This window comes from Fulvimarina fulva (assembly GCF_039652615.1).
GTDB lineage: Bacteria > Pseudomonadota > Alphaproteobacteria > Rhizobiales > Rhizobiaceae > Fulvimarina.
The window spans coordinates 676,246-696,361 of the sequence record NZ_JBDJAC010000001.1 but is presented as its reverse complement, the minus strand read 5'-3'; the positions used below and the strand labels follow the sequence as shown (position 1 = coordinate 696,361).

The window sequence follows — 20,116 nt, the reverse complement described above, 5'->3', positions numbered from 1 at the left end:
GCTTTGGTGCGAGGCGATCTGACGGAGGAGGAATGGCCGGTGATCGGGGAACTTCTGCCGAGCGAACGGGGTCGCAAAGCACGTCCGGCCCATGACAATCGGTGTTTTTTGGATGGGATGGTGTTCGTCCTGCGGGCGGGATGTCCCTGGCGCGACATGCACGAGCGCTACGGGAAATGGAATTGCGTCTATGTCCTCTTCCGGCGCTGGGCCGAACAAGGGGTCTGGGACGCCCCTTTTGAGACCTCGGTCGAGATGGGTCTGACCGACGACTGGCAGCATATGATCGACAGCACAGCGGTTTGGGGCCATTCGCAGGCCGCTGACTCAAAAGGGGGACCTATCCGCAGGGTTTTGGTCGAAGCGGCGGCGGCTTTACGTCGAAAGTCCACGCCCGAACGGACGGTCAGGGACGCCCTCTCGGCTTCGTCGTGACGGGCTGCGAGATCTCCGATTATAAGAGCGCCGCCGATCTTCTGGCCATGCCAGTGGGCAAACCCCGTCTGATGCTGGCCGACAAAGGTTACGACGGCGACACCGTCCGATCCGACCTGGTCCCGAAAGGCATATTGCCCGTCATACCCGCGAAAGCACACCGTAAGAAATCGCTCGAGCACGACAGGACCGCCTACCGCGATCGCCGTATTGCTGCTGCTCGGACGGCGTGAGTGGTCGTGGCGCACCCGTGAAGAACTCGTCCCATCGCGCATTCCTCTGCTTTCGCGATAAGCTACCAACACAGTATGGGACTGAACCCCTAGTCGTCGGTGGGGTCGCTGTTCAGTTTCCGCCGCCTTCAGACGAAGGCGAGTTGCCGGCTGATCTGATGCAGTCGTTCGAACCCATCGCGGTCGTCGGCGCATCGAACGCAGCTCGTCTCGCCGTTTGTTTATTTCGCGTGTTAGATCCTCGACAGCTTCGATTGCTCCGCAGCCCATGCCGATTGGACCCATCGCTCTCACGAATAGACTCCCGGGGATCACTTGCCGGGCATTTTCTGTTCGACAGAGATCTTGGGGGCTGGTCGAGCGTGCAGCTTGGGGGAGCGCCCGCGAAAGGCCCGCCCCTTGCCTCAGCTGCCGCCCAGGCTGAAGGCTTTCTGGAAGACTGCACCCTCGGTGTCGGTCATCCGAACGCGGAGTCTTGAGGCGTCCTTTTCCGGAATGCTGAATTTGATTTCAGGGTTCTCGCTGAGCGAAATGCTGCCCGTCATCGTGAATAGCTTCTCGTCGTCCGCCCAGCTTTCGACGCTCTCGACATAACGGGCGAGAATGTAGTGCAGCGTCACCTGATCCATTTGCATTCCTGAATGCTGGGGGTGGCTGATGTGGAGAGCGACTTCGTCGTGATCGCCCGATGCGCGTTCAAGAGTCGTCGGCGCGGAGAGATCCATCTCGCCGAGCGTGGCGAGCGCCGCTTCGACGCCGGTGGTTGGCGGGGCGGCGCATGCGCCGGTACCAGAGGTCTTCACCATCGCCTCTTTCATCAGAAGCTCGCCGGCTTTCGTCTCGACGATGGCACGCACTTTTGTCGGGCCGTTGAGGCGCATGGCGACTTCAACCGAGAAGTCATCGCTGTCCGTCGCCATCTCGAAATCGGCCGATACCGGCATCGGGTTCTCGTCGAGGATCAGCGTGAGTTTCTTGATTTCCTCACCCTCGGGGAGATCGACATTCGCCCGGATGGGAACGCGCAGATCGTTCTCGGCGCGGTAGGGCGTGACAAGCTCGATGAGGGGACTGTCCGCCATGATCTGACGATCGCCGTAGATGTCGGCGCGGATCTCGGACCAGGCATCCAGCGTCCTGGCATCATCCGAAGCAAGCGCCGGAGTTGCCGACAAAAGAGCAAGCGCCGCAACGGCAATTGTCCGTGAAGTCCGGATCATCGAGGCCTCCCAACCATCTCGATCGTCGCGCATCTTCCATGTCGGATATAGTGCGCGCGTGAAGTATACAGAGATCCGAATTTAGAAGCCAGCAGTCCTTTCGTCGGACCTTGCTGTTCTGGCCGATCCATGGCGAATGGCCTTGCCGAATGATCGATTGTTTCGGCTCCGTCGTTGACGGGTTTTCATGCGGCGGGTACCGCAAACCCCATGGTCGACTTCCCCTCACCTCTTTTGCAGGCGCGTCTTCTCAGGCGCTACAAACGCTTTCTCGCGGATGTCGTTATCGACGAAACCGGCGAGGAAACCACCGTCCATTGCCCGAACCCCGGCGCGATGATGGGTCTGAAGGAGCCTGGCTCCAGGGTCTGGCTCTCGCGTTCGACCAATAAGGCTCGAAAGCTTCCGCTGACCCTCGAAATCGTCGAGGCGGACGGAACGCTGGTGGGCATCAACACGGGTCTTCCCAATCGACTCGCCGAACAGGCTATCGGCGATGAGATCCTTCCAGCCCTTTCCGGGTTGGGTCTCCTGCGCCGGGAGGTGAAATATGGTATCAACTCGCGCATCGATCTTCTGGGCGAACAGACCGACGGTCGCCTCGTCTATATCGAGGTCAAGAACGTCCATCTGATGCGCGAGGCGGGGCTTGCAGAATTTCCCGACTGCGTGACGACGCGCGGGGCCAAGCACCTGCGCGAACTCGGCGATCAGGTCCAAGCCGGGCACAGGGCGGTGATGCTCTATGTCATCCAGCGAGGTGATTGCGACCGAGTGGCGCTCGCCGGCGATCTCGATCCCGGATATATGGCGGCATTCGCCGAGGCGCGGGAGAGAGGGGTTGAAGCTTATGGCGTTCGGTGCGACATCACTTTGAACGGCATATATCCGAGGACCGCGATCCCAGTTCTGGACCCGCCGCAGCCCGTTAAGCCCTTTATCGAACCCATTCGACGCTCATGACCACTTACCTCGAAGCCGAAGCAAATCCCCAGCGCAACACTGGCGTCATCAGGCTTTACGGGCCTGACGGCTTCGAGGGAATGCGCCGCGCCTCGCGCATGACCGCCGAATGCCTGGATGCGTTGGTCGATATCGTGAAGCCGGGGGTCACGACCCAGGCGATCGACGATTTCGTCTGGGATTTCGCCGTCGCTCGGAACGTCGCGCCCGCGACACTGAACTATCGGGGCTATACCAAGAGCGTCTGCACCTCGATCAATCACGTGGTTTGCCATGGCATTCCGAACAACAAGCCGCTGAAAGAAGGCGACATCGTCAATATCGACGTCACCTTTGTGGTCGACGGCTACCATGGCGATTCCTCCCGCATGTATCCGGTTGGTCAGGTCAAGCGCGCGAGCGAACGGCTTTGCGAGGTCACCTACCGCGCGCTCCTCAAGGGCATCGAGGCGGTGAAGCCGGGCGGACATATCGGCGATATCGGCGCGGCAATTCAGGAATATGCCCAGGCCGAGCGATGCTCTGTTGTCCGCGATTTCTGCGGTCATGGCGTAGGACGTCTGTTCCACGATGCACCGAACATCCTGCACTACGGCTCGCGCGGCGAAGGCCCGGAGATGAAGCCTGGCATGATCTTCACCATTGAACCGATGATCAATATCGGGCGCCCTCATGTGAAGGTCCTGGCCGATGGCTGGACCGCTGTGACCCGTGACCGCACGCTTTCGGCGCAATACGAGCACTCGCTTGGCGTCACGGAAGATGGCTGCGAGGTGTTCACCTATTCCCTGAAGGGCCTCGACACGCCGGGAATCACGGTCCCTCCCCTTGTCGAAGCGGCCTGAGACGGGCTTCGCTATGGCGGGCAAGAAAAAGCACGCCGCATTCCGCGAAGATGCGCCGGCTTCGTCAGGTTTTGACGAGCGGAATGTAAGTGGAGCATCTCCCGCCCTGAAGCATCACGATGGTCACCGGGAGCGGCTGAAGGGACGATTCGCCGAGCAGGGGCCGGACGCCCTTGCCGATTACGAGCTTCTCGAACTCATTCTCTTTCGCTCCATTCCACGCAAGGACGTCAAGCCGATTGCCAAGGCGCTGATCGCGCGCTTTGGCTCTCTGGGCGAGGTTTTGAACGCGCCACGCCGGCTTCTGACTGAGGTCGAAGGCGTCAAGGATGCAGTCGCACTTGATCTGTCGATCGTCTCGGCGATCAACCAGCGCGCCATGCGTTCGGCCGTGAAGAAGCGTGAAGTTCTTTCGTCATGGTCCGCCGTCCTGGATTACTGCACGGCGGTGATGGCCCACGAGCCGCGCGAGCAGTTCCGCATTTTGTTTCTCGACAAGAAAAATGCCCTGATCGCTGACGAGGTCCAAGGCCATGGTACCGTCGATCACACGCCAGTCTATCCGCGTGAGGTCGTCCGCCGGGCGCTTGAGCTCAACTCAACCGCGCTGATCTTGGTCCATAATCACCCGTCCGGTGATCCGACGCCGTCTCGTGCAGACATCGAAATGACCCGCACGATCGAGACGACCGCGAAGCCACTTGGCATTTCGCTTCACGACCATGTCATCATCGGGAAGAATGGCCACGCCAGTCTGCGTGGCCTCAAGCTGATCTAAGGCAGCGCGCTTTTCTCAGGTGCGCGCGATGATCTCTTCGCCGTCTACGATCATCCTCATGCCGAGACCGCCGGGCTTGCGGCGAGCAAGGAAACGCGGACGGCGCGTCCGGTTCGACGAACGGCGACGCGGTGCGGGTTCACCCGTCTTGACGGTTCCGACCGTATCTTCGAGCGCGACGACGGATCCATCGGCCTCGACCATCAACATCGGAAGGCTGAAGAAATCCGACCATGACCGCCAGTCCGCAGCGACATCGTATAGGTCCGAAGCCACGAGCAGCGGCACGCAAAGGGCCGGATCACTATGATGGTGCAGTTCGAGGGTGACGGTCACCGAACCGTCTTCGTGCTCGATGGCACGGGCGGCGACACCCTTGAAGGCGCGGGCCGACAGAGCGATCGAGACCGGCAGGCCCGCGCGCTCCAGCTTGCGATGGATAACGGCACCGCGCGGGCTGACCTGATAGCGAACCGTTTCACCGTCGGCGGCGGGAATTTCGATCGACTGGGATGCGACCGGGATGGTGGGGTCGATGCGGACTGGCCCGCAGGCCCATTCTGGTTTCAGCGCATCGAGGGAATGTGCAACACTGGTGGTCATGACGCCTCTGCCTCTCCTGAGAGCCGTTTTCGGCTTCTCTTGCGGCCGGTTTGGTCCGGCCTTCTGATGAGACCAACCTAGCCGCCGGCTGTTGCACTCAGGCTAAGAAACGGGGTTAAAGAATTTTGACAGATCAGAGGGTTAGCAAGAAGAAAACCTGAATCAAATCTGAATGACCTTGCCCGGATTCATGATGTTCTTTGGGTCCAGCGCCCGCTTGATCGCAATCATCGCGCCATATTCGGCGCCGGCCTTGGTGGTTGAGAGCTCTTCGGCCTTCATCACTCCGATACCATGTTCGGCCGAAAAGCTGCCGTCCAGCTCCTTAACGACCGCATGCACGAGCCGGCTGATTTCGTCCCAGCGGGCAAGAAATGCCTGTTTGTCGGCGCCGATCGGCTGCGCGATGTTGTAATGAACATTGCCATCGCCGAGATGGCCGAAGGCAACGATACGCGCATCCGGAATTGCGGAGAGGACGGCCTTTCCCGCCTTCTCAAGAAACTCTGGGATGGTTGCGACCGGCACCGATACATCATGCTTGATCGAGCCGCCTTCCGGCTTCTGGGCCCAGCTCATTTCCTCACGCATGGTCCAGAAGGCGTCCGTCTGGGCCTGCGATTGGGCGATCACCGCATCCTGTACGACGCCTGTTTCGAAGCCTTCGCTCAGGAGCGCTTCCAGTGTTTCGGAGGCTTCATCCCGCGATCGCTGAGAGGTGACTTCGACGAGAACGTACCATTCATGGGGTGTGGCAAGCGGATCGCGGGCACCTTCCGTGTGCTTGAGCGAAAAATCGATCCCGATGCGCGGCAGGAATTCGAAGGCGGTGATATGGGCACCGGCGTGACGTTCGGCGATGCCGAGCAGCTTCAGCATGTCATCCGGCGTCTTGAGGCCGGCATAGGCGATTTCCCGACCTATGGGTTTAGGAAAGAGCTTCAGGACCGCGCCGGTAATGATGCCGAGGGTGCCCTCGGCGCCAATCAGCAGGTGGCGGAGATCGTAACCGCGATTATCCTTCTTGAGCCGGCGGAGGCCATGGATGATGTCGCCGTTCGGCAGCACGGCCTCAATGCCAAGACAAAGATCGCGCGCAACACCGTAGGCAAGCGCGCCGGTGCCGCCAGCATTGGAAGAGAGATTTCCGCCGATCTGGCAGGAGCCCTTGGCACCGAGCGACAGCGGAAAGAAGAGTCCGGCTTCATCTGCCTTTTCCTGGATTGTCTGGAGCACGACCCCCGCCCCCACCGTCATCGTGCGCCCCACGGTGTCGATCTCGCGAATCTGGTTGAGGCGGGAGAGGTTGATCAGGATTTCCCGATTGGATCGCGGCTGCTGGCCGCCAACGAGCCCCGTATTGCCTCCCTGGGGAACGACAGGAGTTCCCGTCGCGTTCGCCAGCCTGACGATCTCGGACACCTCTTCCACCGATCCGGGGCGAAGTACGAGGGCAGCCTTGCCGTGAAAGAGGCCGCGTGGCTCGGAGAAATAGCCGGGCCCTGCATCTTCCCGGCTCAAGGCGTTGGCGCGGCCGACAAGGGCCGCGAACCGGTCCAGTACTTTTGTATCGATTTCGTCTATCCCATCAATCATTTCATGGCCCTACCGCAAGGAGGCAGTTTTTAGAGCAGCCGACTGGCCGCAGACATCAGCAGCCGCATTTTCTTAAATCAGCGAGGCGCGGCCGCGCGCGCCAGTCGATCGTTGATCGCTTCGCCAATCCCTTCCCTCGGAATGGGGGCGACCGCTATCGCCGGAACGTCCGGCCGATCAAGCCGCGCCAGAACGCCGAAGAGGTTTGCCGCGGCCTCCTCCAGATTGGCGGAGACACTCAGATTAACGACACCTGCAGCGTTCTCCTCGCCCCGCAATCGCTGAGGACCGAAGGCGATGAGCCATTCTTTCGGCTCGACATGTGTCGCACCAAGTCGCACTCGGCCAAACGGAGCATAATGGGATGTCATCTGCCCCGGCGCGCTGATCGCCGCCGCCTCCCCTCGCGTCTCGACCGGCATTCCCGAAACGCGCGCAAGGGCCTCACGTGAAATGCCGCCCGGCCGCAAAAGAACGATACGATCGCTATCGACGGTGATGATCGTCGACTCCACTCCAATGGTCGTCGCGCCTCCGTCGAGGATAAGCGAGACTCGATCGCCAAGGCTTGCAGCGACATGCCCGGCGGATGTCGGGCTGACTTTTCCCGAAAGATTGGCGCTTGGCGCTGCGAGCGGGCGGTCCAACATTGCGGAGAGTTCTGCCATGACGCCAACGGGCTGACGAAGAGCCACGGTGTCGAGACCTGCCATGGCAAGCGGATGAACCGGACAATCAGCTCGCTTAGGAGCGACGATCGTCAACGGCCCGGGCCAAAAGGCTTTTGAGAGCTTCCGCTCGACCTCGCCGAGACGGGCCAGACGATCCGCGAGGGGCATGCCATGGACGTGGCAAATCAACGGATTGAAGGCTGGACGCCCCTTGATGGAGAAAATCTTTGCAACCGCTTCCCCATTGGTCGCGTCCGCAGCAAGTCCGTAAACCGTTTCGGTCGGTGCAACGATACATTCCCCTCTGCCGAGCAGCTCTGAAGCCTTTTCAATCGCCTCGGGGTTTTCGACCGCCCTGATAAGGTCGTCGTTCAGATCATCAGACATTCAAATTTCCGCTTGGGCCGAACACAAACAAAAAGGGCACCCCCATAGGGGCACCCTTCATGCATGACTGGCCTTTGTCGGCAAGACTATAGCGTCAGTTGTTCGTCGCAGGCTGCTGCTCGTTGGTTGCAGCGCCGTCTTCCGGCGCCGGCTCTACGTCCACCGTCGGCACGTCGACCGTGACTTCTTCGGAGCCAACCTCAACGTCACCAGTCTGAACGTCGGCTTCAGGCATCTGACCGCCTTCGACGGTGACCTCGGGAAGCTGAGCTTCCTGCGTCTGATCGACATCGACGAAGAAAAACAGAAAATACGCTGCAACGACAACGACAATGACCGCGACGATCGCACCAATTGCCTTACCCATTCACCAAACTCCAACACATGTTTCATCTTGTCAGAGTCAAATGTAGCAGCGCGCAAAGTGTTCCGTTCGGCTTCGGACAAACGCGGGTTGAGAAGAGAAGCCGGCTCAGTTCGTCAGGTCGAAGGCGGAGGAGACGCGGGAATCTGCATGCGTCAAAACAGTATAGGCATTTTCGCGTGCGACCGCTGCGCCATCCGCTGATCGAGCGATCGAAGCAGGCGAAACACCCCTCGATGCTTCGGCGAGCCGAGACAGGGCCGCGGCCGACCTGGAAAGCTTGGCGCCGCCGGTGAGGGCCATAGCCGTCTCTGAAACGCTCGCCACGCCGGACGTCTCGGACCTGAGTGAGGCTTGCTCGTCGGTATCAGCATTCTTGCTGGCTTCGTTCTCCAGAGCGCCCTCTGCCTCACTCGTCTGCGTATTGGCAGGCTTTACCGCTTCCGCACGCAAGGGGTTTGGCGTCGGGATCGGCATTCCGGGGGCCGGATCGCCCGTGATGGCCACGGCTTCTTCTTCGAGAGCCTCAGCTGCCATTTTTGCTTCGCCCAGGGTCATCTGAACACGACTCTGCGCGTGCTGAGGCTGTTTGCTGGCCGCCTGATTGAGGAGCTTCAGCGGATCGATGCGGCTCGGACGATCGGCCATCGGGCCATAAGCGGCCAGCATGCCATCGGCGGTCCCGGATTTTTCTGCAGACGCGGTCTTGGCTTCAGCGCCGTCCTGACCGGCGTCTTCGTCAAGCGAAGCGACCAGCATTCCCGGATCGATTGCGGGCTTGTGTTCGGGCAGAAGCTCGTCGAACGGCCAGGCGGCCTTCAAGCCGTCGATGGTCAGATGCGAGACATTGACGTCGATATCGTCCCGCGTTCCGTTCACCCGGTAGGGGCAGGACCGGGAATTGCAGTTGTGCATGGATGAGAACTGCCACAACGCATAGCGGTCCCAGGTTTCCTCCGGGAACTTGCCAGTGATATCGCCGGTATAGCGGGCATACCAGAGCGGCAGGCGCGACAGCAGCGGGTAGTCTTCGCGGTTTTTCGAGATGTGCTTGGCCGTGTTTCCGTTTGTGTAGAGAACCGGATAGCGGCCGGTGCGGATCTTGACCTGATCTGCGAAGATCTCCGCATCCTCCAGGCTCATGAACTCATCGCTCAGATCTTCAATATCAAGCGCGATCAGATCGTTCTCGCGTGGCTCCGCGAAATCGATGAAATGATCGGCCTGAGCTCGCGGATTACCCGGACGCGCCAGATGATACGCGCCCCAGAGCAGACCAAGAGAGTCGGCGATCTGGCGGCGGGTCATATAGAGTTCTTTGGTGACGGAATATTTCCACCACCGGTTCTTGCAAAGCTTCCAGGCGTCGTCTCGCTTAGAGCCGCATCGATATTGCGGCGGCATGCCGTCCGAGGCCTTGTTGATGAAACCGGCAATCCGCTCGTCTGCGGTCATCTTCTCCCAATCGATGGGATTGAACTCGTAGGCATCGATGACGAGCGCGCGTTCCGGGTCCTTCCAGGGCGCCTTCCATTCGGCTGCTGCTGGTAATGCCGTGGCAGACAGACCCATCACACAGAGCGATAGGACCAATCCGCGCTTCAGGCGCGTCGCGAAAGCGGCGTGCGTGTTCGTCATATTGTCTGGTTCCCCTCGCTGAGGTCGGACGGCGTTCGATGCGCCCGCCATCCTTGAAAACTATGCCATTCTGCCTGTCCGACGCTTAAACTTCCCCAAGCGAACGCCGGTCACGACACGACTTGTGTAGCTTGCCGACATCTCTGCATCGGAAATCTGTCGAGTTCCGGGCAGCGACGATCACGAAATATTAACAAGCAGTTTACTGATTGACCGTCAGCGACGAGCCAGCGCGCCGATACGAAAGCGAGTGTGACCGTATTGACCAGAAATCCAAAAGCATTCTTTAAGAAATGGTTAAAATCGATCATCGCTTTTGAATAAATTGCTCAAACGACGTTGGGAGCGAAAAACGTCGGTTTTGGGATCGTCGAACACGCTGACAACCGATGAGGCGGACCAGCGCCACACGGTGAAGTCAGCTCCGGTTCAGGATGCCGGTGCATGTGCCTTGTCGATGTCGCTGGGATCACGCGCTCAAGCCGCTCTGCATCTCCTGTGCCAGCCGCGCATGGCAGACCGCGGAATCAGTGGCTCTATAGAATCGGCACGCTGCCCGAAATGTCGTCGATTCTTCAGACAAGACCGCAAAAAATCGACCTAAATTGAGTTCAGCCTGAAGATGTCCATAAAAGTCCTTTTGATTCAAAGGCTTACAAAAGGTCACTGAGCAATTATCATTTGGCGAAAAAGCGCAATTCGTGCATCCCTTGAGTCAAGCGGACCGCCGCAAAGCAGCGAAAAAAAATATTCGGACGGTCGGCTATCAACAGAACTTTTCTGTGGAAGCCCTGACTCTAAGGGATTCTTGCGAGCGGTTTTGGGACCGGTCATGCCTGGTTGGCCACACTGGATATGACTGGATTCGAAATCCGCCGAGACTCGCCTTGCCACGGTTCGAAGGGGGCCGTAACGTTCTGACGACGACGAAAGGTTGGAGCGAAACGACGTGGTTGATACCCCAGCTGAACCAGGATGGAACGCAAGCAGACTTTTGCACAAGATCGGCTTGAATCCGGGTGTTCTCTAGGCAGGCAATCCAGGCTCCCTTAGTCTTTGAATCGAGAACATAGCGCGCGCCTGTGAGGCGTGTGCGCCTTCCGGACCATGGTTTCCGGGGGAACGGGGAAAGTGCGACATGCAGGGTGACTACAAAGCCGACGTTACACCGTCGGAATGCTGGACGCGTCTCAAGGAGAACGAGAACGCGTATCTCGTCGATGTCAGAACGCGGCCGGAATGGACTTTCGTCGGGATTCCACAGCTCGATGAAGCGGGCAAGAAACCGCTTCTGGCGGAATGGCAGACCTATCCGAGCATGGCGATCGACCCGAATTTTGCCTCGCATGTTTCCCAAGCCATCGAAAGTGCCGGCGGAGACCGGGACGCGGAGGTTTATTTCCTTTGCAGGTCCGGTCAGCGATCGGCATCGGCTGCCGCAGCCCTGACGGCTCACGGCTTTGCCAACTGCTTCAACATTTCCGGCGGCTTCGAAGGCCCACCGGATGACAATGGCCACCGTGGCAAGCGAAGCGGCTGGAAAGCGGAATCGCTGCCTTGGCAGCAGGGCTGACACAGCAATTTGAACTGAAAATCGCATGAAAAGTGGAAGCCGGCGAGAAGCTGGCCGGTTTTCCTATGGAATAATGAAGGGCGGTACAATGATGGCGGTATCCACTGACGATCAAGCCGGCGCGGGTCAGCCTCGTGGAAACGACCAGGTGATGGGTCGGGTAAGCGCGCGGCTGAAAGCGCAGCTTGGCCCCGAAATCTTCGCCAGCTGGTTTCAGCGCATGCATCTCGATCATGCCGGAAAGGGCGTTTGTCAGGTGTCTGTCCCGACCGCATTCCTGCGGTCGTGGATTCGCGGCCATTACCAGGATATGCTGACCGAGGCATTCAAAGCCGAAGTGCCGGGCACGCTCCGCGTCGATATCGTCGTCAGAAGCGCCGTTCGTGGCGGCGGCGTCAAGATTCGCAAGAATGGCCATGATGCGGATGGTGCGACCGCCTCGACCGTCCAGAAAACCGCTCAACAGGCGGCCAATACGGTGCAGTTTTCCGGCCGTGACACGCCCTCTGCCGAACCGCGCCCGGCACAGCCGAGGACTGCCGGCATCGCCAATGGCTGCGAAATCGGCTCGCCGCTCGACCCTCGCTATGTCTTCGAAACCTTCGTCGAAGGAACGGCCAACCGCGTTGCTCTCGCCGCTGGCCGAGCGATCGCCGAAAATGGTCCGCAATCCTTCCGCTTCAATCCGCTCTTCGTCCACGCAGGTGTCGGCCTGGGAAAGACTCATCTTCTGCAGGCGATCGCCAATGCGGCAGCAGCGCGCGATGATGCACCGCGTGTCGTCTACCTGACGGCGGAATATTTCATGTGGCGTTTCGCGTCCGCGATCCGCGATAACAAGGCGCTGGATCTGAAAGAGACCCTGCGCGGCATTGATGTGTTGATCATCGACGACGTCCAGTTCCTGCAGGGCAAATCGATCCAGCAGGAGTTCTGCCACCTGCTTAACGCCCTGATCGATTCGGCCAAGCACGTGATCTGCGCTGCGGACAGGCCGGCGAAGGATCTGGAAAGCCTTGATCCGCGCGTCCGCTCGCGCCTTTCCAACGGCATCACGCTGGAACTCGCGACGCCGGATTATGCGATGCGCCGCGAAATCGTCGAAATGCGCATTCGGGCGCTCGCCGTCGAAGACCCGACTTTCGTTCTGCCGGAAGAAACCATCGATGCGATCGCCCGGCGGGTGGATGGGACCGGCCGCGATCTCGAAGGCGCCTTCAATCAGATCGCGTTTCGGCACTCGCTTGGACAACCCCTGACGCCGGACGCGATCGGCGATCTTCTTTCGCAGTTTTCGCGGACCAGCGCAGAGCGCCGCGTGCGGATCGAGGACATTCTGAAATTCGTCTCGCGCCACTACAACATTTCGCGCACGGACATTCTGTCGGCCCGCCGCACGCGCACGATCGTCCGTCCAAGGCAGATCGCCATGTATCTCGCCAAGACGATGACGCCGCGCTCTCTTCCCGAGATCGGCCGCAGGTTCGGCGGGCGCGATCACACGACGGTTCTGCACGCCGTCCGCAAGATCGAAGCGGAGCGCGGCAAGGACGAGGCCTTTTCTGAAGAACTCGACGTCATTCGCAGAATGATCGAGGAATAAGCCGACCGAATGGGCGGCCAAAGCTGACGGGCAATGGTCGTCCACATTCTTCGATCGCTCGAACGCTTCCAAACCCGCGCTTCTTTCTTTAAGACCGGCATTCCAACGCTTAGGCGGCGCCTTCAGCCGCCCTCGTCCGCTTTTTTCGCGAATGGTCCTGTCTTATGCGTATCATCATCGAGAGATCGAACCTTCTGAAGTCGCTGGCACACGTTCATCGCGTGGTGGAACGACGCAACACGATCCCGATCCTGTCGAACGTTCTCCTGCGTGCGAGTTCAGAGGCGCTTGGCCTGAAGGCGACCGATCTCGACATCGAGATCACCGAGGAAGTGAAGGCGCAGGGCGAACAGGACGGTGCGACCACGGTGCCGGCCCATCTTCTCTATGACATCGTTCGCAAGCTTCCCGATGGGGCCGAGGTCAAACTCGAACTCAACGGCGAAAACACGCAGATGACGGTGTCTGCGGGCCGGTCGAATTTCCGCCTGCAATGCCTGCCGGAGACCGATTTTCCGGATATCACTGCCGGTGAACTCAGCCACGGCTTTACCATGGAAGCCGCCGCCCTCGCCCGCCTGATCGAACGCACGCAGTTCGCGATCTCGACCGAAGAAACACGCTATTATCTGAACGGCATCTACCTCCATACGATCGATACGGAGGGTGATCTCATGCTGCGGGCTGTCGCGACCGACGGCCACCGCCTGGCGCGCGCCGAAATGGCGGCTCCCAGTGGTTCGGAAGGCATGCCCGGCATCATCGTGCCGCGAAAAACCGTGGGCGAAATCCAGAAACTGCTCGGCGATTGCGACGACGACCAGAAAATCCGCGTCGATCTTTCGGACTCCAAGATCCGTTTCACGATCGGGCCGGTCGTCATGACATCCAAGCTGATCGACGGGACCTTCCCGGATTATCAGCGCGTGATCCCGCAGAACAACGACAAGGAGCTGACGCTCGATCGGGCCACCTTCTCCTCGGCGGTCGATCGCGTCTCGACGATCTCTTCCGAGCGCGGGCGGGCGGTGAAGCTGACGCTTGCCGATTCCCAACTGACCCTGACCGTCAATTCACCGGACGCCGGAACAGCAACCGAAGAACTGCCCGTCGGCTACGATTCTGATGATCTGGAGATCGGCTTCAACGCCCGTTACCTGCTTGACGTGACGAGCCAGCTTTCCGGCGAAGAAGCGGTCTTCGTGCTGGCCGACCCAGGCTCTCCGACACTGATCAGGGATGGCGGCGATACCTCGACCCTCTACGTCCTGATGCCGATGCGGGTGTGAGGCCACAATCGGCCTTCAAGAGCATATGTCGATGAGCGAGACCATTGCGGGCGCGCCGCGCACGGTGACGTCGCTCAAGCTGTTCGACTTCCGCAACTACGCCTCGCTGGACCTTGGTTTCGACAAGCGCTTTATCGTGTTTGCCGGTGCCAATGGTGCGGGTAAGACCAATCTTCTCGAAGCGCTGTCCCTCCTGTCACCAGGGCGCGGCCTGCGTCGGTCGGTCTATGGCGAAATGGCTCGACAGGGCACGGCTTCCGGCTTCTCTGTCCGCGCCGAAATCAGCACTGGCGAAGATGAAACGACTGTCATGACCAGCGTTCGGCTCGATGGCGAGGGGCCGGCCTCACGACAGGTCCGCATCGGCGAAACGCAGGCGAAGTCCGCCGAAGAGCTTCTGGACATCGCGCGCATTGTCTGGCTGACACCGGCGATGGATGGCCTTTTCACCGGACCTGCCGGCGACAGGCGGCGCTTTCTCGACAGGATGGTCCTCTCCATCGACCCTGCCCACGGACGCCGCGCCAGCGATTTCGAACGGGCCATGCGCTCGCGAAACAAGCTTTTATCCGACAACCGCATGGATGATCGCTGGCTGTCGGGCATCGAAACCCAGATGGCGGAACTCGGCATTGCGATGGCGTTCGCGCGGAGCGAACTGGTCGCCAATCTATCGAGCGCAATCGCCCTTGCCGATCCCTCGCTGCCGTTTCCCAAAGCCGGTCTCGAACTTTTCTCGGGGCTCGAAGAGGGCGAATTCGAAGGGCCCGCGGTTCAGGTCGAGGATCGATACCGCGAACGGCTTGCCGGTGACCGATACCGCGATGCAAGCACAGGCCGAACTCTCGAAGGACCGCACCGCGCCGATCTGCAGGTCACTCATCTGGCCAAACAAATGCCGGCTGGGCTTTCGTCAACCGGAGAACAGAAAGCCCTGCTCGTGGGACTGGTGCTCGCCCATGCCCGCCTCACCTCGGCGCTCTCCGGCATGGCACCGATCCTTCTTCTCGACGAGATCGCGGCCCATCTCGATGCCGGGCGGCGCCGGAGCCTGTTCGACCTGATTGGCGAACTGGGCGGCCAGACCTTCATGACCGGCACGGACGAAAGCCTGTTTGAAGCGCTGGGCGACCGGGCCCAGATCATCACCATCGTCGACGGAGCGGTGAGCAGGATGAAGGAGACATGACGCCATGAGCGAAGCCGCTCTCAATGGAGATGAGCTTGAGCGCTACGCGCGCCACATCGTGCTTCCGGAGATTGGCGGTGCCGGCCAACAGAAGCTGAAGGCCGCACGCGTTCTGGTCATCGGTGCGGGCGGAATCGGCTCGCCGGTCGCTCTCTATCTTGCGGCTGCCGGCGTCGGCACCATCGTCTGCTGCGACGATGACACGGTTTCACTGTCCAATCTTCAGCGTCAGGTTCTGCACGGAACGGCGGATATCGGCCGGTCAAAGCTCGACAGCGCGGCAGACGCTTTGAAGCGCGTCAATCCGCATGTGCGGTTCGAATCCCACCCCATCCGCCTCATACCGGAGAATGGAGCCGATCTTGTCGCGTCCTGCGATCTCGCAATCGACGGTTCGGACAATTTCGCAACACGCTATGGGATGGCCGATCTCTGCGAAAACGCCAAGGTGCCGCTGGTGACGGCTGCCGTTCAGCGATTTTCAGGCTCCCTGACAGTTCTTGAACCCTATCGCGACGGACCCGACGGCGTTCTTCTTCCGCGCTACCGGGACCTCTTTCCCGAAGCCCCCGAGGCCGGCACCGTACCGAGTTGCGCCGAAGCGGGTATCCTCGGGACGACGACCGGCGTCCTCGGTACGCTGGCTGCATCGGAGGCGATCAAGGTGATCTGTGGAACCGGCGAGCCACTCTATGGCCGCTTCCTGATGATCGATCTCCTTGCCATGCGGTTCGAAACGATCCGTTACAAGCGCATGCGGACCAAAGCTGATGCCACTGGGCTTGCAGCCGCCGGCAGCACGGCCTAACCCCGCAGTCGACCAACAAAGACGTCTTCAAAGGAGCCGAAATGGCACCGAACATCGCCGTCGTCGGTTGTGGCCAGTGGGGCCAGAACCATGTTCGCACGCTCGCCGAGCTTCGATGCCTCGGCGGTGTTGCCGATCAGGATGCAAGCCGTGCAGCCGGCTTTGCCGAAAAGCACAACGTTCGGGCACTGAGCCTGGATGAAGCGATCGAAAGCGACGAGATCGAAGCGCTGGTGCTGGCACTCCCTGCGCGCCTCCACGGACCGACCGCGCGGCGAGCCTTCGCGGCCGGAAAGGACGTGCTCATCGAAAAGCCGATCGCGCTCGATTACGAGGATGCCAAGCTGACGGCGAAAACTGCCGAGGAGCACGGACGCCTTCTCATGGTCGGCCATGTCCTGCGTTTTCATCCGGTCTTCCGACGTCTCAGCGAACTCGTCTCGTCGGGCAAGATCGGTACGGTAAGGCATCTCATCGCCAACCGGCTCGGCCTTGGACGGTTTCTCGGCATGGATGCGATCTGGGATCTGGCTCCCCATGATCTGTCGCTGATCCTGCATCTCGCCGGCGACCATCCCGATACGATCCGCTGCAAGCGGAGAACGGTGCTCAGCGACGAGGCCGATATCGGTGATATGTCCTTCACCTTCAAGAATGGTGTGACCGCGGATGTCCATGTTTCGCGAGTGTCACCCTATCGCGATCGGCGTTTCGTCGCGATCGGCACGGAAGGCATGCTGGTGTTCGACGACCTCGCGCCCGAGAACGAAAAGCTCGGCTTTTACGGCCACAAGGTCTGGCCAAGCACGAAAGGCTTCGACTTCGCCAATGCGCCTGTCGAACACATCGACTACGAAGCCGGTCTTCCTCTCACCAATGAGCTGTTGCACTTCATAGATTGCGTCAAGGACCGTACGACGCCGGAAACCGGAGCAGACGAGGCGGTCGAGACCGTGCGCATTCTGGCTCAGGTGTCGCCCGTAAAGGAATCCGATCACTTTGATTGATTGGGGGTGTTTCGGTTTTCTGAGTTTTCGGTTTTGCAGGAATGGGTTGCAGGGAGTGACACGCCCTTATTGCGGAAACTGGTCAGCGTTATTCACTCGCTCTATGAAGATTGGTGCGTGCAAGACATGGCGAATCTGAAATTCGCGTAAGGCCGGAACGTCCCGCAGGCCGCCGGCTTTTGGTTTCAAGCGAGACGAGGTGTTTGACGTTCGATGACTTTGGAAATGCTGATCACTTTCCTGACGCGGCTTTCCCTCGTCCTTCTGTTCTTCCCCTTCAGCGCCTTCGACAAGATCGCCAATTTCAAGGCTGCCACCGGTCAGGCAGGGCAAGCGTTCTCGAGCCCGATGCTGGCACGCGCGCTGATCCTCACCGGCATTTTCGTCGAGGTGGTGATGTCGCTGGGCGTTCTCACCGGCATTGCCGATCGTCTCGCAGCCTTCATTCTTGCCGGATACTGCGCGGCGACGGCGATCCTCTTCAAGCAGTTCTGGCGGACGTCTGACTTCCGCCTGATCGGGGCCTCCGAGGGACGCGAAATGTTCTGGGATTTCCTGAAGAATTTCGCGGTCGCTGGCGGTTTCCTTCTCATTACCTTTGGAACGAGCGCCGGCACGGTGGACGACTTCTTCGCCAATCCCCTCTCCTCCACCCAGCCCTATACGATCGGAACAAAGCCATGAGCGACGACGACAAGCCAACCGTTCCCTATTGGCATCTCTACACCGACGAGACCGGCGTGAGCCGGCAGGTGCGATGCTACATGACCGAGTTCGAAAAAAAATCCATGCAGCCGCCGGCGGCGCCCCAATGGCAAAGCAAGAAGCATCATGACGGGATGACCGTGATGGTCACCGTGCAGCCGCCCCATTGGGAAGGCACCTGGCACGAGAACCCCGCGCCCCAGTGGATCGTGCCGCTTTCGGGGCGTTGGTTCGTGGAGTCCATGGACGGCAAGCGCATCGAAATGGGTCCCGGGGAGATTTCTTTCGGCGAGGATCAGGACACACGCGAAACCGACGGGAAAAAGGGCCACAAGTCCGGCACCATCGGCGACGAGCCGGCGGTGTTGATGGTGATCCAGTTCGACACGGCACGCGACAAGAAGACCCCCTGCCGATTTGCCTGAACAGACGAGACTTCCCATGGACGACGGATCCGACACAACCGGCTTCGAGGCTCTCGATCCCCGCTTTGCCCGCTATGTGCTCGGCAACGCACCGATCGAGAAGCTCGCCGAAGGCTTTCGCTGGATCGAGGGCCTCGTCTGGATGGGCGACTGGAACACCCTCCTCTTCCAGGACCTGCCGCGCGATCGCACCATGGCCTGGAGTGAGGCCGCCGGCCTCAATGTCTGGCGCACGCCGTCGGGCAACGCCAATGGCCAAGCCCGCGACCGCGAAGGCCGCGTGATCTTCTGTTCCAACCGCGACCGCGCCATCGGCCGTGTCGAGCATGACGGCAGGGTGACGATCCTCGCCGACCGCTTCGAGGGCAAGCGCCTCAACTCCCCGAACGATGTGGTGGTGAAGAGTGATGGCACGATCTGGTTCACCGACCCGGTCTACGGCATCTCCAACGACTATGAGGGCACCCGTCAGACCTCCGAGATAACACCAGCGGTGTACCGGCTCGATCCCGAAACGCGCGCCCTCACCTGCGTCACCGATGCTTTCGATGGCCCCAACGGCCTCGCCTTCTCGCCCGACGAGACCAAGCTCTATATCGCCGAGACCGGCGACCAGACCGGGCCCGATCCGGTGCAGGTGTTGAGGGTCTGCGACGTTGCGCCGGACGGCGCGTCGCTCGGCCCCACGCGCGACTTCTTCAAGGTCTCGCCCGGCTATACGGACGGCATGGCGATCGACGAGGACGGTAATATCTGGTCGAGCGCCGGAGACGGGGTGCATTGCATTTCGCCTGAGGGCGAATGCCTCGGCAAGATCCGTTTGCCCGCCACCGTCTCCAATCTTTGCTTCGGCGGCGCGCCCCATCTCAACCGCCTGTTCATCGGCGTCAGCCACGCGCTCTATGCGGTCTTCCTCGATCGGCGAGGAGCGCGCTGGCCATGAGCGATCTGCGCATTGCGGCCATCAGGCTGGTTTGCCGGGATGTCGCCCGCAGCGCCCAATTTTACCAGGACGCTTTCGGCTGCCTCCCCGTAGAGGCGGCAAAGCCGGATATGGCGGACGAAATGGTGATCGGCCTGGGGGCACAGCGCCTCCATCTCGTTCCCACGACGGCCGAGACTGAAGATCTCCGCCCGGCCGAAGAGCCCGGCGAGGAAGCCCCCTCCAACGCTTCGACCTTTCAGCACTGCGCGATCATCGTTTCGCGGATGAACGAGGCGATGGAGAGGCTGGCCGCGGTTGGCGGCTGGACGGCAGTCTCCTCGGCGGGGCCTGAGCGCCTGCCGCAGGCTTCCGGCGGAGCGACCGCCTTCAAGTTCCGCGATCCCGACGGCCATCCGCTGGAATTTCTGCAATTTTCGCCGAACGCGATCCCACAGCGATGGCGCGATGCGGTTCAGACCCACCCCTGCCTTGGCATCGACCACAGCGCCATCACCGTGGCCGATGTCGATCGCTCGATCGCCTTCTATGAGGACCTTGGTTTCAGCCTCGCCGGGCGGCAGCGCAATGCGGGCCCCGAACAGGGTCGTATGGACGGGCTCGGGGCCTTTGCCGTCTGCGATGTGGTGACCCTGACACCCCCCGGCGACACGGCGCCTCATCTGGAGCTTCTCGGCTACCAAGGGCCCGGGGTCATCCAGACTGAGGTCGCGGACGGCTCGCCCCTTGCGACGACGCTGCTCCTCGCCGGTATCGGCCGCTCGGGCGAAAAGCTTCGAGACCCGGACGGACATCGGCTTTCGATGCTCGCCTCAGGAGGCAAGTGATTGCCATCACCGAT

General features: G+C 60.6%; 19 protein-coding genes and 1 pseudogene. 14 read left to right on the top strand and 6 right to left on the bottom strand.

All coding sequences use genetic code 11. The features are described from left to right. Positions 1-3 precede the first annotated feature (3 nt). Positions 4-641 (top strand): annotated as a pseudogene (locus ABDX79_RS19670) (IS5 family transposase); the annotation flags it as partial. Between the two features lie 431 nt (positions 642-1,072). Here the strand turns inward: ABDX79_RS19670 and ABDX79_RS03205 are convergent. Further along, positions 1,073-1,888, bottom strand: coding sequence for a quinoprotein dehydrogenase-associated SoxYZ-like carrier (locus tag ABDX79_RS03205; RefSeq protein ID WP_346218794.1), 816 nt, complete (start codon positions 1,886-1,888; stop codon positions 1,073-1,075). 210 nt (positions 1,889-2,098) lie between these two features. On the opposite strand from ABDX79_RS03205, the gene sfsA reads away from it, so the two are divergent. Genes sfsA through radC form a run of 3 tightly spaced genes read left to right on the top strand, consistent with a single transcriptional unit; the run spans position 2,099 to position 4,474 of the window. Then, positions 2,099-2,851 carry a DNA/RNA nuclease SfsA gene (gene sfsA / locus ABDX79_RS03200; RefSeq protein WP_346218793.1) on the top strand — a complete coding sequence of 251 codons (753 nt, stop codon included), beginning with the start codon at positions 2,099-2,101 and terminating at the stop codon, positions 2,849-2,851. Beyond that, positions 2,848-3,696, top strand: a complete 849-nt coding sequence (gene map, locus ABDX79_RS03195) for a type I methionyl aminopeptidase (protein WP_346218792.1) — start codon at positions 2,848-2,850, stop codon at positions 3,694-3,696. The genes sfsA and map overlap by 4 nt, the downstream gene beginning before the upstream one ends. Before the next feature lie 13 nt (positions 3,697-3,709). Further along, a complete protein-coding gene (gene radC, locus ABDX79_RS03190; protein WP_346218791.1) occupies positions 3,710-4,474 on the top strand; it encodes a RadC family protein in 765 nt (254 codons plus the stop codon). Positions 4,475-4,489: 15 nt separating this feature from the next. Here the strand turns inward: radC and ABDX79_RS03185 are convergent, their stop codons facing one another. The 5 genes from ABDX79_RS03185 to ABDX79_RS19665 form a co-directional block, all read right to left on the bottom strand. Beyond that, the gene (locus ABDX79_RS03185) at positions 4,490-5,077 is read right to left on the bottom strand and encodes a DUF6101 family protein (RefSeq protein WP_346218790.1); all 588 of its coding nucleotides are present in this window, start codon (positions 5,075-5,077) and stop codon (positions 4,490-4,492) included. A 162-nt stretch (positions 5,078-5,239) separates the two neighbouring features. Further along, on the bottom strand, positions 5,240-6,673 hold the full coding sequence (locus tag ABDX79_RS03180; protein ID WP_346218789.1) for an FAD-binding oxidoreductase: 1,434 nt from the start codon (positions 6,671-6,673) through the stop codon (positions 5,240-5,242). 77 nt (positions 6,674-6,750) lie between these two features. Then, positions 6,751-7,731, bottom strand: a complete 981-nt coding sequence (locus ABDX79_RS03175; RefSeq protein WP_346218788.1) for an L-threonylcarbamoyladenylate synthase — start codon at positions 7,729-7,731, stop codon at positions 6,751-6,753. Positions 7,732-7,825: 94 nt separating this feature from the next. Beyond that, complete coding sequence (locus ABDX79_RS03170) at positions 7,826-8,098, bottom strand: hypothetical protein (protein WP_346218787.1); 273 nt, start codon at positions 8,096-8,098, stop codon at positions 7,826-7,828. Positions 8,099-8,203: 105 nt separating this feature from the next. Continuing rightward, entirely contained in the window at positions 8,204-9,733 is a 1,530-nt protein-coding gene (locus ABDX79_RS19665) for a glycoside hydrolase family 25 protein (RefSeq protein ID WP_463671098.1), read from the bottom strand. Positions 9,734-10,871: 1,138 nt separating this feature from the next. On the opposite strand from ABDX79_RS19665, the gene ABDX79_RS03160 reads away from it, so the two are divergent. The 10 genes from ABDX79_RS03160 to ABDX79_RS03115 all read left to right on the top strand — a co-directional run bounded on the left by ABDX79_RS03160 (position 10,872) and on the right by ABDX79_RS03115 (position 20,102). After that, positions 10,872-11,306 carry a rhodanese-like domain-containing protein gene (locus ABDX79_RS03160; protein ID WP_346218786.1) on the top strand — a complete coding sequence of 145 codons (435 nt, stop codon included), beginning with the start codon at positions 10,872-10,874 and terminating at the stop codon, positions 11,304-11,306. Positions 11,307-11,331: 25 nt separating this feature from the next. Continuing rightward, positions 11,332-12,909, top strand: a complete 1,578-nt coding sequence (dnaA, locus tag ABDX79_RS03155) for a chromosomal replication initiator protein DnaA (RefSeq protein WP_346218785.1) — start codon at positions 11,332-11,334, stop codon at positions 12,907-12,909. A 164-nt stretch (positions 12,910-13,073) separates the two neighbouring features. Further along, positions 13,074-14,198 (top strand): DNA polymerase III subunit beta, encoded by a 1,125-nt coding sequence (gene dnaN, locus ABDX79_RS03150; RefSeq protein ID WP_346218784.1) that lies wholly within the window; start codon positions 13,074-13,076, stop codon positions 14,196-14,198. 31 nt (positions 14,199-14,229) lie between these two features. Further along, the gene (gene recF, locus ABDX79_RS03145) at positions 14,230-15,387 is read left to right on the top strand and encodes a DNA replication/repair protein RecF (protein WP_346218783.1); all 1,158 of its coding nucleotides are present in this window, start codon (positions 14,230-14,232) and stop codon (positions 15,385-15,387) included. A gap of 4 nt (positions 15,388-15,391) precedes the next feature. Beyond that, positions 15,392-16,195 carry a HesA/MoeB/ThiF family protein gene (locus tag ABDX79_RS03140; RefSeq protein ID WP_346218782.1) on the top strand — a complete coding sequence of 268 codons (804 nt, stop codon included), beginning with the start codon at positions 15,392-15,394 and terminating at the stop codon, positions 16,193-16,195. Positions 16,196-16,236: 41 nt separating this feature from the next. Beyond that, a complete protein-coding gene (locus tag ABDX79_RS03135) occupies positions 16,237-17,202 on the top strand; it encodes a Gfo/Idh/MocA family protein (protein WP_346218781.1) in 966 nt (321 codons plus the stop codon). Between the two features lie 225 nt (positions 17,203-17,427). Next, positions 17,428-17,886 carry a DoxX family membrane protein gene (locus tag ABDX79_RS03130; protein ID WP_346218780.1) on the top strand — a complete coding sequence of 153 codons (459 nt, stop codon included), beginning with the start codon at positions 17,428-17,430 and terminating at the stop codon, positions 17,884-17,886. Next, positions 17,883-18,332: a cupin domain-containing protein gene (locus ABDX79_RS03125; protein WP_346218779.1), complete on the top strand. Its 450-nt coding sequence runs from the start codon at positions 17,883-17,885 to the stop codon at positions 18,330-18,332. The genes ABDX79_RS03130 and ABDX79_RS03125 overlap by 4 nt, the downstream gene beginning before the upstream one ends. 16 nt (positions 18,333-18,348) lie before the next feature. Continuing rightward, entirely contained in the window at positions 18,349-19,275 is a 927-nt protein-coding gene (locus ABDX79_RS03120) for an SMP-30/gluconolactonase/LRE family protein (RefSeq protein WP_346218778.1), read from the top strand. Beyond that, the gene (locus tag ABDX79_RS03115) at positions 19,272-20,102 is read left to right on the top strand and encodes a VOC family protein (RefSeq protein ID WP_346218777.1); all 831 of its coding nucleotides are present in this window, start codon (positions 19,272-19,274) and stop codon (positions 20,100-20,102) included. The genes ABDX79_RS03120 and ABDX79_RS03115 overlap by 4 nt, the downstream gene beginning before the upstream one ends. Positions 20,103-20,116 lie beyond the last annotated feature (14 nt).

Coding starts and splice junctions, on each gene's coding strand:
- radC (WP_346218791.1), top strand. CDS start 3,710: ATGGCGGGCAAGAAAAAGCACGCCGCATTCCGCGAAGATGCGCCGGCT.
- map (WP_346218792.1), top strand. CDS start 2,848: ATGACCACTTACCTCGAAGCCGAAGCAAATCCCCAGCGCAACACTGGC.
- ABDX79_RS03160 (WP_346218786.1), top strand. CDS start 10,872: ATGCAGGGTGACTACAAAGCCGACGTTACACCGTCGGAATGCTGGACG.
- ABDX79_RS03135 (WP_346218781.1), top strand. CDS start 16,237: ATGGCACCGAACATCGCCGTCGTCGGTTGTGGCCAGTGGGGCCAGAAC.
- ABDX79_RS03170 (WP_346218787.1), bottom strand. CDS start 8,098: ATGGGTAAGGCAATTGGTGCGATCGTCGCGGTCATTGTCGTTGTCGTT.
- ABDX79_RS19665 (WP_463671098.1), bottom strand. CDS start 9,733: ATGACGAACACGCACGCCGCTTTCGCGACGCGCCTGAAGCGCGGATTG.
- ABDX79_RS03130 (WP_346218780.1), top strand. CDS start 17,428: ATGCTGATCACTTTCCTGACGCGGCTTTCCCTCGTCCTTCTGTTCTTC.
- ABDX79_RS03175 (WP_346218788.1), bottom strand. CDS start 7,731: ATGTCTGATGATCTGAACGACGACCTTATCAGGGCGGTCGAAAACCCC.
- ABDX79_RS03125 (WP_346218779.1), top strand. CDS start 17,883: ATGAGCGACGACGACAAGCCAACCGTTCCCTATTGGCATCTCTACACC.
- dnaA (WP_346218785.1), top strand. CDS start 11,332: ATGAAAAGTGGAAGCCGGCGAGAAGCTGGCCGGTTTTCCTATGGAATA.
- recF (WP_346218783.1), top strand. CDS start 14,230: ATGAGCGAGACCATTGCGGGCGCGCCGCGCACGGTGACGTCGCTCAAG.
- ABDX79_RS03120 (WP_346218778.1), top strand. CDS start 18,349: ATGGACGACGGATCCGACACAACCGGCTTCGAGGCTCTCGATCCCCGC.
- ABDX79_RS03205 (WP_346218794.1), bottom strand. CDS start 1,888: ATGATCCGGACTTCACGGACAATTGCCGTTGCGGCGCTTGCTCTTTTG.
- ABDX79_RS03185 (WP_346218790.1), bottom strand. CDS start 5,077: ATGACCACCAGTGTTGCACATTCCCTCGATGCGCTGAAACCAGAATGG.
- dnaN (WP_346218784.1), top strand. CDS start 13,074: ATGCGTATCATCATCGAGAGATCGAACCTTCTGAAGTCGCTGGCACAC.
- ABDX79_RS03140 (WP_346218782.1), top strand. CDS start 15,392: ATGAGCGAAGCCGCTCTCAATGGAGATGAGCTTGAGCGCTACGCGCGC.
- ABDX79_RS03180 (WP_346218789.1), bottom strand. CDS start 6,673: ATGATTGATGGGATAGACGAAATCGATACAAAAGTACTGGACCGGTTC.
- sfsA (WP_346218793.1), top strand. CDS start 2,099: ATGGTCGACTTCCCCTCACCTCTTTTGCAGGCGCGTCTTCTCAGGCGC.
- ABDX79_RS03115 (WP_346218777.1), top strand. CDS start 19,272: ATGAGCGATCTGCGCATTGCGGCCATCAGGCTGGTTTGCCGGGATGTC.